1 pseudogene is annotated in these 258 nt (G+C 65.1%); it reads right to left on the bottom strand.

Features of this window, described 5'->3' with window-relative positions:
* Positions 1-258, bottom strand: a pseudogene (locus IB279_RS36890) (NAD(P)(+) transhydrogenase (Re/Si-specific) subunit alpha); the annotation flags it as partial.

Below are 258 nucleotides of genomic sequence, written 5' to 3'. Positions count from 1 at the left end.
TGATCGCACCCTCGAAGGTGACGGTCGCGCCACGGATGACGTCGTCCTCCATGTTGTGGACGAGCTTGCCGTCCTTGCCCGGCGTCAGGTCGGTCAGCATATGGCGGATATTGGTGGCGTAGAGCGTGGACGCCTGCGCGGCCATGCGGCTCGGGAAATCGGTATAGCCGATGACGACGACGCCGTTGTCGGAGACGACCCGCTGATCGGCGACGGTCAGGTCGCAGTTGCCGCCACGCTCGGCCGCAAGATCGACCA

This window comes from Ensifer sp. ENS06, from assembly GCF_014852205.1.
Classification (GTDB): domain Bacteria; phylum Pseudomonadota; class Alphaproteobacteria; order Rhizobiales; family Rhizobiaceae; genus Ensifer; species Ensifer adhaerens.
The sequence above is the reverse complement of the archived record's forward strand: the minus strand, read 5'-3'. Positions and strand labels throughout refer to the sequence as shown.